Genomic DNA, 13,975 nt, shown 5'->3' with positions numbered 1-13,975 from the left:
TTTTTCATGATCTTGCCCTGATCCTTGGATCTGTTCCCCTAATCAAATCAATTGCTTGATATGAAACCAATCTGTGTAGATACCTATGCTTCTAGCTCTTTAAATATGGGAATGTTTATTCGATTTCTCTGCAGAGAAGTTCGGAAATGCTTTGGCAAATTCAGGGTTAAATGGGCCTTCTTTGACTTCAAGTAAAAGCGCTTTTTTACTAATACATTCAACGCTATGGATTTCATGGGGCAGGATCGTAACCATCATAGAGTCTTGACCTTCACCTAAGTATCTCGATGATATGATCTCGCCAGATTTAGAATAATTGTCCCCCCTCACAACACCTTGTAAAACAGTGAACAGCTCCCACTGATGTGGAAGCTCATGATAATGAGGCTCAACATAGCTACCACGTACCATAGCGATAACTAAACGTTGCACCTTGCCTTCATAACTCGCATGTAAGTTAAGGTGAGATCGTCTCCTTGATGATTTCTCTGCTAGTACAAATAGCTCATCGAATCTAGATGTCAGTAGACGCTCCATGCACACTACATTAGCTTCTTCTTAAATTAAGTTCTAAACTCTTAGCAATACTTTCAACAGAAAATTCGGCTTTTAGTAGTTCATATGCAGATGAACCCATCGCTTGTCGAGTGTTTAAATCCATCAATTTCATTGCATTTTTGACTAACGCTTCGTCTTCGCCATTAACTGTAATAAGGCCTGCTTCGTTATTGTTTACAATATCCAGCAAGTCATTTCCGGCATTAACACTACCTAAAATAGGCAACGACTGAACCATGTAGCCTAAAAGTTTACCAGGGAAGTTGTGCGCCGTATGGTTCGCAGCTAAAGAGAATAAACCAACGTCCATTTCAGCTAGAATTTCTTTGAATTCATCTTGATTCACGGATGGTGAATAAGAGAAATTAGTGAGATTCCAATCTGATGCCTGTTGATTTATCAATTCAACTTCATCCCCTTGACCGACGAACAGAAAATGCGCATCATGGTAGGGTTGCATCGCTTTGGCAAGTCGCATCAAGTTGCCCATATCTTGAGCATGCCCTATGTTACCGCCGTAGAAGAAAACGACCTTGTTTTGAAGACCTAACTTTCTTTTATACCGCCCTTCTTCTCGGCTCTCATGAGGCTCAAGAGACGCCCAATTACGCATTATCTCAGTTGGATATCGACCATCCGTCAAATCATTGAACAACTCTAGATTCTTCTCAGACATTAAGCCAATCGTATCTGCTTGCTGATAAGATTGAGCTTCAAAAAATCGAAAATAACGCTCAATGGCAGAACCTTGCTTAACTATTCCAGCATCAATAACCCATTGAGGGAATAAATCTCTTAAAATCAAGTACGAAGGGCACTGGCAACGGCTCTTTATTTTTTTAACCAAGTTCCCAAAAAAAATGGAAGGCGAATAATAAATGACTCCATCAAAGGTGTCTGGTGCAACATTATTGGATATTGCTCTCCAGGCTTTGGTCGATAATAGCGTTTCGTTTATTGCCCTTTTGACTTTACCAACATCCTTGATAGCGCCACTCGAAAAGCGCCAAACAGTTACACCATCATACTCGGAAATTTCTAACTGAGATTTTTGCTCTACGGCTGGTGTAATCACTGTCACTTGATGCCCCATATGTACAAATTGCTTTGCTAACTCATGAAACATTTTGGCTGCCACACGTGTGCTGTGTGGCAGGTAGTCATCAATAATTAACGCTAAGTGCATTACTGTTTCTTCCAAATAACGCGGTTAACATAATCGGTATAGCTTAGAATTGTGCGAAGTACTTTGTCAGAAACATTTGGTGCAATATAGTCAGCGACTTTGTTCAACAAACGATCTTCGCCTCTTGGTTGATCACCCAAGATTTCAATCGCTTGTAGAATTCGCTCTACACTCATCCCAGTAAACATCACAGCCCCCTCTTCAAACCCTTCAGGTCGTTCTTGAGCTTCACGGATGTTAATAGCAGGGAAGTTCAAGATTGAAGACTCTTCTGTAATCGTACCGCTATCACTAAGTACGACTTTCGCTTCTTTCTGTAGACGAATGTAATCACTAAACCCAAGTGGTTTCATCAAATTCACTAGAGGGTGGAACTCTAGGTTTAATAGCTCAATCTTCTTTCTTGTTCTAGGGTGAGTAGAAACAATAATAGGCAGATTATACTTTTCAGCAATCGTATTTAGAGCGAGAACATAATTGTTAATGTTGCGCTCAGAATCTACGTTTTCTTCACGGTGCACACTGACTAAGAAGTACCCTTCACTTACTAACTCAAGACGCTCTAGCACATCTGAATTAGAGATTCTTTCTTCGTAATGATTTAATACCTCATCCATCGGGCTACCTGTTTTAACGATTAAGTCCGGGCTAATGCCCTCTCGCAACAGATAGTCACGAGCAATATCGCTGTATGGCATGTTTACATCAGAAATATGGTCGACAATCTTTCGATTTATCTCTTCTGGAACACGTAAATCAAAGCATCGGTTACCCGCTTCCATATGGAAAATAGGAATCTTTTTACGCTTAGCCGAAATAGCAGAAAGCGCACTGTTAGTATCACCTAGGATCAACATAGCTTCAGGCTGAATTTCTTCAAACATCTTATCGGACTTACTAATAACCTGAGCCATAGTTTCAGCCGCAGTACCGCCAGCACACTCTAGAAATACATCAGGAGAACGGATACCAAGATCATCAAAAAAGATTTGGTTCAATTCATAGTCATAGTTTTGACCAGTATGAACTAACGTATGATCCGTGTATTCATCCAACTTAGCGATTGTACGTGAAAGACGAATGATTTCTGGGCGAGTGCCTACGACGGTTACTACTTTTAATTTACTCATAGTTATATCTCTTATTGTAATCAGTGTGCATCAATGCTATTAACTCATCCCAACTTGGTGGTACGAATCCTGTCTCTTCGCGGAACTTTGTTGAATCAAGAGAGCGATCCAACACAAAGTCTTCAAACCTTTCAATTTCAATCTGCTTATTGTAGACATGAGCAACTTTTGAGATCAAAGAGTGCTTATCGATAGGATCTACGGATAATTGATACAGGCCAGAAAGGGATGAATCAGGAAGTACATAATCTGCAAGGACTTTTGCAACATAGGCCGTAGGTAGGCCGGAAAAGACAGCTTTCGAGAAGCCTCTTACAGAGCCTTCTTGACTTAAGAACCAATCAATTAAGCTTACCGAAGACTTTAGTTCATGACCTATGATTGAGGTACGTAAAGTGATATGTTTACCATAATCCACTTCACCAAGGCACTTTGACTTACCGTAAAGATCTGTAGCAGTTGGCAAATCTGTTTCTGAATAATTTCCCGCGGCACCATCAAAGACACAGTCCGTTGAAAAGTGAACTAAACGTGCTTGAATGGAATCACAAAGCTGCGCAATTTTATGTGGAAGTAAAGCGTTGACCTCAATAGCCTCAACGTGTTGCTTAGAAACATCATGCTGCTTGATTAGGCCAATACAATTGATGACAACATCTGGTTTAACTGCTAAGACTGCTCTTTCCAAAGTTTTGAAATCTTTAACATCTATATTAGGGAGTAATTTATCCGCTGATGGAAAAAAGTTTTCCAAGCCATTTATGGTGCGAACGGTGCCATAAACGTCGAGATTTGATAACTCAGAAAGATTTGAAAAGATGCTATACCCCAACATCCCTGTCGCCCCAATAACAATAACTTTCACGTTACACACCTTCTGGAACAATAAGGTTACCTGCTTCAATTTCACGAATAAAATCAAGCTTTCTTAGCAACTGCTTCATGCCTTCAACATCTAATCGTTCAGTGTTGTGCGAGTTATAATCTTCAACTTTAGAAAGATCTTTTTCGCCTTCCTCAAAATACTTAGAGTAGTTAAGGTCACGATTGTCTGCTGGTACTCGATAAAAGTCACCTTGGTCCTGTGCCACAAACATTTCTTCACGGCTACATAACGCTTCGTATTGCTTCTCACCATGGCGAGTACCAATTATATTTACGGGGTGGTTTGGCTTATCCATAATGTCTAAAATAGCTTGAACAAGCACTTGAATTGTTGCTGCTGGGGCCTTTTGAACAAAAATATCGCCATTTGACCCATTGTTAAACGCATGAAGAACGAGATCGACCGCATCATCAAGAGTCATCATGAAACGTGTCATATTTGGATCAGTGATAGTGATCGGCTCCCCGTTTACGACTTGACGTATAAACAATGGGATAACTGATCCACGAGAAGCCATGACGTTACCATAACGAGTACCTGAGATAGTAGTATTAGTATTCTCTAGGTTACGACTTTTGGCCACAATGACCTTTTCCATCATTGCTTTAGAAATACCCATCGCATTGATAGGATATACTGCCTTATCAGTACTTAAACAAACTACTCGTTCAACACTGTGATTAATAGCAGCCTCTAAAACGTTCTCTGTACCTAGGACATTTGTTTTAACTGCTTCTAGGGGATAAAACTCACAAGAAGGCACTTGCTTCAACGCAGCAGCATGATAAACATAATCAACACCACGCATAGAGTTTGAAACACTTTGGTAATCACGTACATCACCAATGTAAAATTTCAACTTATCGGATTGAAAGTGCTTACGCATATCGTCTTGCTTTTTCTCATCACGAGAAAAAATACGAATTTCTTTAATATCAGTATCTAAAAAACGACGTAAGACAGCATTACCAAATGAACCGGTACCGCCTGTAATTAAAAGAGTTTTATCGCTAAACATTATTTTCCTACCATTTCAGTTAGCTTTCGCCATGTATTATCAGCTGTTTGTTTCCAGAGATATGAGTTTCTCAATTCTTTTGAGTTTTGTCTAAGATTATTAAGTTCACCTTCATTGCTAAGAACCCTAACCATCTCACTTGAAATACTTTCTGGATCATTCTCATTGAAATAACCACATGCATTTCTGCCAAACTCTGGCATCGGAGATGTAGATGAAGAAAGAATAGCCGCCCCAGAACCAATAGCCTCAATGAGTATATTTGGGCAATTTTCACATGAAGATGGAAAAATAAATAGTGAGCATGATTTGTAGTAAATAGGCAACTCATTGTACGGAACCCTACCTTTGATAACCACATTATCCGACAAATTATTTTCTTTGATAAACTTGATACATTGGCTATAAGCGGGCTCCATTTCTTCACCAATTATTATCAATTTATGCTTAAACTTTAAGCTTTCACTCATCAAGTGATAGGCTTTAATTAAGTTAAGGTGATTTTTATAACTCTCAAATCGTGACACATAAAGAAGTGAGTTATCTATTGATATCGATTCATCAGGTATGAAGTTATCTGAAACACCATGATAAATAACACTTGAGTTAGAGCATGACATGTACTTTTTAATCACATCTCGCGCATATTTTGATATAAATATTACGTGATCAGATTGGGACATTGTTCTAAGCATTAACGCTTTCAAAATCCAATTCTTAACTTTAGACAAGTTATTACTTTCACTCTGAAGTGCATTCTTATCAAAAGGTAACATGTTTCTAAACATCGTCACCTTAGGTACACCAAATGTGAAAATGTTAAAGTCCATCCCCCCTGGAGAGAATAAAACTGAAACATTTAGCCTAGATAAAAGAAAGGGAAGCCAAAAGAATTCCCAAAATGCACGACATAAAATATTTTTATTTGCAAATCCCGCCTCAATGTAATGAACATTATCCGACTCAGGCAAAATAGATTTATCCGGACAAACAATATAAACGTCAACATCACCTGGCAAGTTTACAAGCAAGTTTCTAATGTACGTCTTCCCACCGCCCAACTTAGCAGAAAGAGCATTTATAAATATATAATTAGGTTTCATATTACACTTTTAACTTAATAAAAAAATAAGTATATCACTCTTAATGATTTATATTATCTACCGAGAAAGCCTATTAAGCGAACTAATATCTGTAAGTTTGTTAAGCTTGTGCCCCAATTTAACTTCCAAAACCAAATAGCTTATATAACCAAAAATGACACTCGCAAAAAACATAGTAAATACTAATGCATAATTTTCAACAGTACCAATATCTAAAGACAAGAAGAAAAATATCTTAGCTATAACATTAATTACAAGTACATGGCTAAGGTATATTGAGTACGAGCTATTTCCAATCATAACAAACACATTGGGGACAAACTTTTTCTTACTCTCAAATACAAGCAGGGATAAAACTAACAATGAACATGGCAGCGAAAAGAGCAATGTCCTAGAAAGATGCCCTGGCGCATGAATATAATAAGCCTCATATAGAAAATAAACTATAAATGGAAATGCGACGACATATGTATATACTAATGCGGGGTTGATTTTAGAAAACTTATCCTTAAAACTAAAGTAAGCAGAACCAATATAAACACCAATGATAAACTCAATTGTTAAAGGGCTAAGCGCTAAAGTTAAAAAAGATCCCTTATCAACAAGATACCAATCTAAGACTAGCACCAATGAGCCCCATAAAAATAACAATAGATTTAGTGACCCCCTGGAAAACAATAGAAAAAATGAAAACACCAAATAAAAATACATTTCATGAATCATTGTCCATCCCACTGCTAATATTGGTTGATTTAAATCAGGAATTAATAATAACGATGACCATAAACTGTACTCTGCCCCCGAAAATACCATTTTAGGAAAAAAAGCCGCAAAAACCAGTAAAATGATACTAAAAACCCAATATGGTGGGTATATTCTTACGGCTCTTTTTCTTAAAAAATCAACCATATTGAAGAATGTATCTCTCTTATCAATATTCACGGTTGTTATATACATAATAAATCCGCTAATAATGAAAAATATATCTACCCCAACAAAACCTGAAAGGACAAAATCGGGAATAACTGTACCAGAGTAATAATTCTCTTCTACACGAAACATATGTGTAAAAAGTACTAATAAAACCGCAATACCACGTAAGCCTTGAATATTAATAGATCACCTTTAGAAGGAAGTAACTTATTAATCTAATTTAGTTTAACTTGATTTAATTTACTAAACTTCATTTAACGAACCAAACTCAAGTAGACACCCGCTATTGATTTAACAGTTTTTCCTTCGAGAATTCTATTTACTTCATCAAGGGTTAATGACTTACCAGCATTATTGTTTATAAAGTTTTCAACATCATCGATACTAGTATTGTTATCAACATCAAAAACCAGCGGGTAATTTGAAAAGCTTGATATTTCAGTTCCACTTAAAAAGTTGACGATTGGTTTACCTGTAGCCATACATTCGTATATTTTACTTGGTGTCATAGGGCATGATTCATTCTCGACATTAATGATAACGTCAAATTCTTTCATCTTATTAATGGCCAAGCTTCTTTCTAAAGAACCGTAATGTTTTAAATTTTCTGACTCACAAAATTCAACACCATTTAAAGGCCCATAGAAATAAAAATTAAAATTACTATTTTTGATCTTATTAAGTACCTTCAATGCCAAATCTGGTTCACGAATTCCTTTATGGAAAGCGCCAACATAGCCAATAGAAAAATTTTCTTTACTAACCGAGTTCACACCACTATAAAAGCTATCGACATTGACCAAATGTGGTATCACATTGAAATTTATATTTTTATCAAAAGATTCTCTGTATAACGACATGGTATTTGAATTTGAAAGCGATACAAAGTCAGCCTTAAGCAACAACTTATTCTCTATAAAATAGTTTAACTTTTCATATATTTTAAAATTATTAACTGGCATACTTTTTGAAACAGAAAATGGATCGCCATAGTCAAAAATAAGCTTGGATTTTTTATTGATTTTTTTTGCATATGCCGATGCAATAATTGCTGAAAATGTCGGGGAATAGCCTACGATTAAATCATATTCATTATTCTTTAGCTGCATTACTTTTAGCAATGCAGGAGGAAGCCAATGCCAAAGACCGTCTGGCCAAAATAGTAACTGATGTACTTTTTTCAATAGTTTTACAGCGTAAGTTCTACAAGTTCTAAGTGCTGTGGATATTGAGCCAGTTTTTATATCACTACAACCACCAGTAACAATACTTGAAGTGTTTCTCTTAAAACCATTTACACGGTAAATACCTGAGTTTTCCTCATCAATACCTCCAGAGTTACCACCACAGATAACATCTACTGTATGGCCTTCCTCAATGAAGTGGTCCCTTAGCAAGGCCCATCGATAAGAGTGGGCTGTTGTACTAGGAGGAAAGTGGTAATTTACAATTAAAATTTTCATAATTTCTTTGACTTAAACAATACTGACAAGAATAAAACAAACATTGCAGGAACAATATAATACAATACAAAGGTAAAATATGTGTAAGAAAATTCAGAGTATGACAGTCGAGAAATAGCCAAAATAAAATATATATACCAGACCACCTTAATATAAGGATAACCTCTCGATGTTATGCTGTGTAGCCGGGAGTACAACCTCAAGCCAATATACATTGGCGCACCTAATGTTAAGAGGCCAACGACTAAGCCGACAGAATGACCAAAATTAATTATCCCTTCAGTGATTGACCCTGTGGATAAATTTGACAACCCCCCCCACTGGTCTCCGGTGTACAATTTTGTAAAGGCAACACCGCCAGTATCCAACTTATCACTGTAAATCACTCTTGGTATAAAGTTCGTAATCAAGGAAAAATATGTAGCCCCATAAAACAAAGGCTTATCTTCACTAGAGAAAACGATATCCAGCGGAATAAGACCGTACTTAAAATGTGTACTCTCAAGTTTAAACTCATCTTCACTTGAGAATTTAAGCTCACCTTCAGATGTGCTAACCGTATTCCTCAGTGTTCCTAAGACAGCAACTGAAACCCCAAGCACAATAATATACGGTGCAATTTTAAATATAGTAAACTCTTTTCTAACATAGTGATAAACCATTATTTCCACTAGGATAGTCATAAGCAGAAAAGACCTTGAACCCGACAACAAAGCGATGAAAACGAATATTGCAAAGTGGACTACAAACAATAACCAAGAAAATTTGGGTGGCTCTCTCCTCATTAGCATCACAGCAAAATAGATAACATTCATTGTTGCAATGATGTTATTTATTATAATGACATAACCACGCCCCTTGAAGTATTCAACTCGATACGCCAAATTTCCTATGTAATTTACAACCCCCCCTAACTCATTAATAACAACCATCTGATTTACTATTGAAGCAAACGACATGCACCATATTGCAAAAATAACACTAGGCCCAACCTTATTCTTTATAATGTTGATTTTTTTATGTGCGCTAGGTGGTTCAATTAATGAAAAAATAAGTAATAGCACACACATTAAGAAATATGACACCAAGACCATGTCGCCGTATGCACTAAAAAAAACATCCATATAGAACACTAAATTGAAAGCGCTATATAACTTCACAGGTGAGAAGATATCTTTATTTCTGTGAAATGAAACCATAACAGTCGAAATTATAGTTATCAAAAGAATCAACTTGTATATTATAAAATAAACCTCTGAATCACTAATCAAGTGCACTTCATCACCTCATAAAAACAGAAATACCAACAACATATATAATTAAAGCCAATATATATCTTATAGGGTATCGAATTTTATGTGTTCGTATTGAATATATGTACGTAAACAATAAAAGAGTCAAACTACCAATTATTGAAGATATAAGAACATATTTAATATCATCTGAAATAAACATTAAAAAAGCAGTCACTATAGCTGATATAAAATATGAATAAGAAACATATTTTGTTTTTCCTGATAGTTTAACTCCAGATTCAAGAACCTCTTTAACTATCATCAACCCAGCCGGTAGTATTGCCAATATTATTAATCCCTTTACATCTCCATATGAATCAATAAAAAAATAATCTATAATTTCTGAACCTAATACATGTATAGCTATTGATGTGATTACTATTATAGAAACTAAAAAAACAACAACCTTATTGATCGTTTCATTTAAATTTTTATTATCTTCATTCTTATATAAAAATGGATTCCAAGCCATTGTGAAAGCAATATGGAGTAATTGATAAAAAGCCGAAAACTTTGTTGCCAGTGCCAATAGAGCAACAGAGCTAGTTCCAAAATGCATCAATACTATAAATCGATTTCCAAATTGAACAAAAAAACTACAAAATCTGGCTGGAAGCTGTGGAAGAGAATATGAAAAGCATCCTTTCAGCAATTTAAAATCCATGGAAAATGGGGCTTTTGTTCTAATTATAAGAAGAGATATAGGGATTATAGTCAGCCATCCAGACATCATACCAATTACATATCCTAAATTTCCCATTTCTTCAACAACAACTAGAACGTATGTGGCAATTGATGTAATAACAACTTGTGTAAGACTTAATGCACAATAGGTATATTCTTTATCGACATATCTAAAATACAGCAAAAATATAGTCGCAACATTAAACAATGCTGATGTTATAGATATAATAAGTATATTAAACCCTTCAACTTCAGAATCAAATAGTAACATCGATATTTCCTTGTTAAACAAAGAAACTACTACCATAGCTAAAGATGAGAAGCAGAAAATTATAAAGGAAGACGTGTAGACTAAAACTTCTTTTGACTCTACTTTATACATAAACCTTTGAATGGCAGTCTCTAGCTGCAGACATCCAATTATTATAATAAAGTTATATAGTGCAACTAAAATCTCTACTCGACCAAATTCATCTTGTGTCAGTACAGATAAGTATAATGGTAAGAGTATTATTGGAAGCATCCTGGATAAACCCGTGACGCCTCCATAAATTAACATACCTCTTATAAGAGCATTGTTTGTCATTTGATAAACTTAATATACCACGGCATTGCTTCTTTAATGCCATTTTCAATGTTGAATTTTGGTGCGTAGCCTAGATTTGTCTCTGCTTTATTGATGGAAGCTTGCGAATGACGCACATCCCCAGCTCTGAATTCACGATATTCAGGTTCAGAAGAATAGATAACACCATTATTAGACAACTCATTCTTCAATGCATTAAACAATGTGTTTAATGTGGTTCTATCACCCACCGCACAGTTATACACTTCGCCTAACGCTTCTTCTGACCCGGTAGCAGCCAACACATTCATTTGAACCACATTCTCTATATAGCAAAAGTCTCGGCTTGTTTCTCCATCACCATTAATGAATACATCTTCATTATTAATCATTGCCGATGTCCATTTAGGAATAACCGCAGCATAGGCACCATTTGGGTCTTGTCGACGACCAAATACATTAAAGTAGCGTAAACCCGTCGCTTTAAAGCCATAAGTCCTTGCATAAACAGAAGCATAAACTTCATTTACATATTTAGTAACCGCATATGGAGAAAGAGGCTTACCGATATTTTCTTCCACTTTCGGTAATGCTGGATGATCACCATAAGTAGAGCTGCTCGCAGCATATGTAAAGCTTGCCACCCCTTCTTCCTTAGAAGCTTGTAGCATATTTAAAAAACCAGTAATGTTTGCAGCATTTGAAGTAACAGGATCCGCAATTGAGCGTGGAACAGAACCTAATGCAGCTTGGTGCAATACGTAATCAACCCCTTTCACAGCAGTCTCACATGTGGCGTAGTCTCGAATGTCACCTTCAATAAAACGAAACTTATCCCACTGCGTTTCAGTCACTAAGTTTTTTACTTCATCCAGGTTATGCTGATGACCCGTTGCAAAGTTATCTAAGCCAACTACAGTCTGGTTGAGTTTTAATAGCTTTTCTAATAGGTTTGAGCCAATAAAACCTGCAACACCTGTCACAAGCCATACTTTTGGCTGCTGCAGTAAGTCTTGCTGAATCTGTTCAAATTTAGACATTATTTATTCCATAAATAAAAAGTGAGAACTCTTCGCTCTCACTTTAATTAATTCAAAAGTTATTTTAATTACAGGCGCATATCTACGCTTTCTTTATCCAGTACATATTTCAGGTCGTATAGCACGTGCTCTCCCTTACCATATGCATGAATATTTTCTGCACCCATGTTCTTAAATTCGTCATGAGATACTGCCATGACAACCGCATCATAGTAACCTTGCTGTGGTTCAGCGCATAAGCTAAGGCCATATTCATGTTGCGCCTCTTCTTCAGAGCACCAAGGGTCGACGATATCTACATTAATATTGTATTCTTTTAACTCACTGACAATATCAACAACTTTCGTATTTCGTAAGTCTGGGCAGTTCTCTTTAAACGTAAGTCCCATTACCAATACATTGGCGCCCTCAACATGAATGCGTTTCTTCAGCATTTTCTTCACTAGTTGAGAAACAACATATTGACCCATCCCATCATTGAGACGGCGGCCTGCTAAGATCATCTCAGGATGATAACCCACTGTTTGAGCTTTATGAGTTAGATAGTACGGATCAACACCGATACAGTGCCCACCCACTAGACCCGGACGGAATGGTAGGAAGTTCCACTTAGTACCCGCAGCTTCGAGGACTTCTAAAGTATCAATGCCGAGTTTGTTAAAGATGATAGAAAGCTCGTTGATAAGAGCAATGTTGACGTCGCGCTGCGTGTTTTCGATGACTTTTGCTGCTTCAGCAACCTTTATAGAAGATGCTTTGTGTGTGCCAGCCGTGATGATGGTTTTGTAAAGTTGATCTACGTATTCCGCCACTTCTGGTGTAGAACCACTTGTTACTTTAAGGATGTTTGTAACACGGTGCTCTTTATCACCCGGGTTAATACGCTCTGGCGAGTAACCTGCAAAGAAATTTTGGTTAAACTTGAGGCCAGATACTCGCTCTACAACTGGTATACAGTCTTCCTCTGTTGCTCCTGGGTATACTGTTGATTCATAGATGATGACATCACCTTCAGAGACTACTGTACCCAGCGCTTCAGAAGCTTTGATCAGCGGTGTTAAATCTGGTTGCTTATGTTGATCAATAGGGGTTGGAACTGTAACAATGTAGACATTGCATTCTTTTAGATCTTGAAGAGAGGCGGTGTAAGAAAGGCGAACAGCTTCTGCCAGTTCGATGTCACTGCACTCTAGTGTATTATCGCGACCAGCCGACAGCTCATCGATACGTGCTTGATTTATGTCAAAACCAATTGTTGATTGCTTCTTACCAAACTCTACAGCCAAAGGAAGACCAACATATCCTAAGCCAATAATACCGATACGGGCATTTTCTAACGTTAATTTCATATAGTTTGTACCAATTTTTCTTTAAAGCTTTCCACTCACACCTCAGGCATCCAAACCCATCTGAGACACTTTTCATTCATTTTGAGACAGTCCGCTGCGGACAATCTCTTATAAATCCTAGATTTTGCTATCTTTTTAAAAACCGCCCCAATAGGCCGCCAAAGCAGCTTTCAACCTTTCGGCTTACCGCACTTTTAAACTTGCTAGCCACCCACATTTGGGTACGCTACCGCCCTTAGGTTTGGCTCCTAAAGGCAATAGTCACAATTTGTTCGCTTTATGCGTTTTTCATACGGTTTTAAATATGCGGGGCATTCTAGCAAAGTAAGTGCATATTAACCAGTTTGAAATTCACCCTGTCTGGTCGAACATCTTACCAAGCATTTACCCAGCGGAAGCATTGTACGTCTTGTAGGTACTGGGTTCCTATGAAGTAGCGGTTTTCTTGTGCTGCGTCGCAGTAGCGCTTTTCTATATCAATGAAAATATTGCCGTTTCTATACAGCGAGACGAAGCTTGGGTTGTTGTTTACCGCCAATAACGCTTTAATCTCGGTGCGTGTTAGCCCTTGTGGGTAGTGGTTAACCAGCAGTTTCAAGAACTCGCCAATGCGTCCTTCTACTCGCGCTATCTCTTTTTCTAAAATGGTGACTTTTTCTTCCGTTGTCAGTTTTTTTAGGCTGATATCGTCCATTTGCCCTCTCCCTAATTCTACTTTTGTATCTTGACGTTTTTTGTCTGTATTCGCGCTTGGTCTGCCCTAGC

The 13,975-nt window shown here is 37.1% G+C and carries 13 protein-coding genes; all 13 read right to left on the bottom strand.

Going from position 1 to position 13,975, the window contains the following annotated elements; all coding sequences use genetic code 11:
• Positions 1-99: 99 nt before the first annotated feature.
• The 13 genes from AB4503_RS18625 to AB4503_RS18565 all read right to left on the bottom strand — a co-directional run bounded on the left by AB4503_RS18625 (position 100) and on the right by AB4503_RS18565 (position 13,904).
• Positions 100-537 carry a WbuC family cupin fold metalloprotein gene (locus AB4503_RS18625; protein WP_372115532.1) on the bottom strand — a complete coding sequence of 146 codons (438 nt, stop codon included), beginning with the start codon at positions 535-537 and terminating at the stop codon, positions 100-102.
• A 10-nt stretch (positions 538-547) separates the two neighbouring features.
• Positions 548-1,744, bottom strand: coding sequence for a glycosyltransferase family 4 protein (locus AB4503_RS18620; RefSeq protein ID WP_372115531.1), 1,197 nt, complete (start codon positions 1,742-1,744; stop codon positions 548-550).
• Positions 1,744-2,874, bottom strand: a complete 1,131-nt coding sequence (wecB, locus tag AB4503_RS18615; protein WP_372115530.1) for a non-hydrolyzing UDP-N-acetylglucosamine 2-epimerase — start codon at positions 2,872-2,874, stop codon at positions 1,744-1,746. The genes AB4503_RS18620 and wecB overlap by 1 nt, the downstream gene beginning before the upstream one ends.
• Positions 2,867-3,739 carry a dTDP-4-dehydrorhamnose reductase family protein gene (locus tag AB4503_RS18610; RefSeq protein WP_372115529.1) on the bottom strand — a complete coding sequence of 291 codons (873 nt, stop codon included), beginning with the start codon at positions 3,737-3,739 and terminating at the stop codon, positions 2,867-2,869. The genes wecB and AB4503_RS18610 overlap by 8 nt, the downstream gene beginning before the upstream one ends.
• Before the next feature lies 1 nt (position 3,740).
• Complete coding sequence (locus tag AB4503_RS18605; protein WP_372115528.1) at positions 3,741-4,778, bottom strand: polysaccharide biosynthesis protein; 1,038 nt, start codon at positions 4,776-4,778, stop codon at positions 3,741-3,743.
• Positions 4,778-5,881, bottom strand: coding sequence for a glycosyltransferase family 4 protein (locus AB4503_RS18600; RefSeq protein ID WP_372115527.1), 1,104 nt, complete (start codon positions 5,879-5,881; stop codon positions 4,778-4,780). The genes AB4503_RS18605 and AB4503_RS18600 overlap by 1 nt, the downstream gene beginning before the upstream one ends.
• Positions 5,882-5,938: 57 nt before the next feature.
• Positions 5,939-6,991 carry an acyltransferase family protein gene (locus tag AB4503_RS18595; protein ID WP_372115537.1) on the bottom strand — a complete coding sequence of 351 codons (1,053 nt, stop codon included), beginning with the start codon at positions 6,989-6,991 and terminating at the stop codon, positions 5,939-5,941.
• 77 nt (positions 6,992-7,068) lie between these two features.
• Positions 7,069-8,277: a glycosyl transferase gene (locus AB4503_RS18590; RefSeq protein ID WP_372115526.1), complete on the bottom strand. Its 1,209-nt coding sequence runs from the start codon at positions 8,275-8,277 to the stop codon at positions 7,069-7,071.
• A complete protein-coding gene (locus AB4503_RS18585) occupies positions 8,274-9,476 on the bottom strand; it encodes an O-antigen polymerase (RefSeq protein WP_372115536.1) in 1,203 nt (400 codons plus the stop codon). Before AB4503_RS18585 ends, AB4503_RS18590 begins: the two co-directional genes overlap by 4 nt.
• A gap of 82 nt (positions 9,477-9,558) precedes the next feature.
• Entirely contained in the window at positions 9,559-10,842 is a 1,284-nt protein-coding gene (locus tag AB4503_RS18580) for a lipopolysaccharide biosynthesis protein (protein ID WP_372115525.1), read from the bottom strand.
• Positions 10,839-11,861, bottom strand: coding sequence for an SDR family oxidoreductase (locus AB4503_RS18575; RefSeq protein ID WP_372115524.1), 1,023 nt, complete (start codon positions 11,859-11,861; stop codon positions 10,839-10,841). Before AB4503_RS18575 ends, AB4503_RS18580 begins: the two co-directional genes overlap by 4 nt.
• A 68-nt stretch (positions 11,862-11,929) precedes the next feature.
• On the bottom strand, positions 11,930-13,210 hold the full coding sequence (tviB, locus tag AB4503_RS18570) for a Vi polysaccharide biosynthesis UDP-N-acetylglucosamine C-6 dehydrogenase TviB (protein WP_372115523.1): 1,281 nt from the start codon (positions 13,208-13,210) through the stop codon (positions 11,930-11,932).
• A gap of 373 nt (positions 13,211-13,583) precedes the next feature.
• Positions 13,584-13,904 (bottom strand): hypothetical protein, encoded by a 321-nt coding sequence (locus AB4503_RS18565; protein ID WP_372115522.1) that lies wholly within the window; start codon positions 13,902-13,904, stop codon positions 13,584-13,586.
• Between the last annotated feature and the right edge of the window lie 71 nt (positions 13,905-13,975).

The sequence above is a fragment of the Vibrio sp. 10N.222.55.B11 genome, from assembly GCF_041473705.1.
GTDB classification, from domain to species: Bacteria; Pseudomonadota; Gammaproteobacteria; order Enterobacterales; family Vibrionaceae; genus Vibrio; species Vibrio crassostreae_C.
This window is presented reverse-complemented; position numbering and strand designations above follow the sequence as displayed.